Raw genomic sequence first — 1,472 nt, 5'->3', positions numbered from 1 at the left:
AAAAGCTCACGGGTGCGCGTTCAGCCGTCAGCTGTCAGCCGTTAGCCGTTAGCCGTCAGCTTATTTTATTAAAAAGCACCTCAAGTAGCACCATCTGTAGCCCATAAGCTGATAGCTGATAGCACCTCAAGTAGCGTGCGCGTAGCGCTAATCGCTGATAGCTGATACGCGACACGCTGATAGCTTAGATTATTCTTAAAGATTTCCAGTGAAACAAGCAAATTTATGACGTAGAGTTTCACTGGTCTTAGGTGATTTCTGGGAAACAAAGATTTCTAAATACTCTTCTAACTTAGCGATTTGGTTTTTATAGGTATCAATATCATTGTCACTCAGCCAGCTAAATTGTTTAGCTATAACTAGATCAGCTTTATCTATCAACAGGTTAAGGATTTGGTCAGCTTCAGCTAGTTCGAGGATCTCAGCCATACGGTTGCTGTCTGACACAGACAAAGTTGGACGCGCTGCCAGTTGGCAATACTCCAGCAATAGTTCCAATCGGCGTAGATTTGATTGGGTTGGGCTTTCTGTTGAGATCGTGTACATAGAAAATCTGTTCATCTCACACTGGTTACTTTGATTGGGCTTCAGTCTTGATTGGGCTTCACTACATTAGTGAGATTTTTGCTGTAATTAGGACAAGAATCCAAGGAATTTTACAAAAGCTTTATATCTCAGAGGTTTTTTGTGAAGCAACCATGAAGCTTGAAGGGTAAAGGTGGAAGGTTTAAGGTTGATCAGGTTGAAGGTTGAAGGTTGAGGTTGATCAGGTTGAATGTTGAAGAGGTTGAATGTTAATCAGGTTGAAGGTTGAATGTTGAAGAGGTTGAAGGTTGAATGTTGACAAGGTTGAAGGTTTAATAACCAGCTAACCTGTAACCAGCTAACCTGTAACCTGTAACCTTCAACCTGATAACCTGATAACCTGATAACCTTCAACCTGATAACCTTCAACCAGATAACCTTCAACCAGATAACCTTCAACCTGATAACCTTCAACCTGATAACCTTCAACCAGATAACCTTCAACCTGATAACCTTCAACCTGATAACCTTCAACCTGATAACCTGTTCCCTATTCCCTGTTCCCTATTCCCTTTGCTATATGACTTAGAATGTCTACCGTAGCTTGCCCAGTTTTTTGCCAACTAAATTCACTGGCTCTAGCAAGACCTGCCATACGAAGATGCGATCGCATTTGAGAATCGGTTGCTACTGCTGCCATAGCTGCTGTGATTTCCTCAGGGTTGTAAGGATTGATTAATATAGCGGCATCTCCAGCTACTTCCGGTAAGGAGGAGAGATTGGCTGTAATTACAGGAGTACCGCAAGCCATTGCCTCTAATACAGGGATACCGAAGCCTTCCCAAAGACTGGGGAATACAAATGCGATCGCATTTCTAATCATGGTCGGTAACTGGTGCTGAGGAACATATCCCAGGAATTTGACCTGACTGGATATATCCAGTTGT

At 42.5% G+C, this 1,472-nt stretch carries 2 protein-coding genes; both read right to left on the bottom strand.

Annotated elements, in window-relative coordinates; translation table 11 throughout:
• Positions 1–195: 195 nt before the first annotated feature.
• Positions 196–546, bottom strand: coding sequence for a hypothetical protein (locus F6K20_RS38235; protein WP_008178029.1), 351 nt, complete (start codon positions 544–546; stop codon positions 196–198).
• Between the two features lie 529 nt (positions 547–1,075).
• Positions 1,076–1,472: glycosyltransferase family 4 protein (locus F6K20_RS38230; protein ID WP_287298392.1), on the bottom strand; the 397-nt coding region annotated here is incomplete at its 5' end.

The organism is Moorena sp. SIO2C4 (assembly GCF_010672485.1).
Classification (GTDB): domain Bacteria; phylum Cyanobacteriota; class Cyanobacteriia; order Cyanobacteriales; family Coleofasciculaceae; genus Moorena; species Moorena producens.
Note: the sequence above shows the minus strand (reverse complement) of the source record. Positions and strands in the feature narration are given on the sequence as shown.

Bases quoted from the DNA above. Each gene is read 5' to 3' on its own strand.
- F6K20_RS38235 (WP_008178029.1), bottom strand. From the start codon at position 546: ATGTACACGATCTCAACAGAAAGCCCAACCCAATCAAATCTACGCCGA.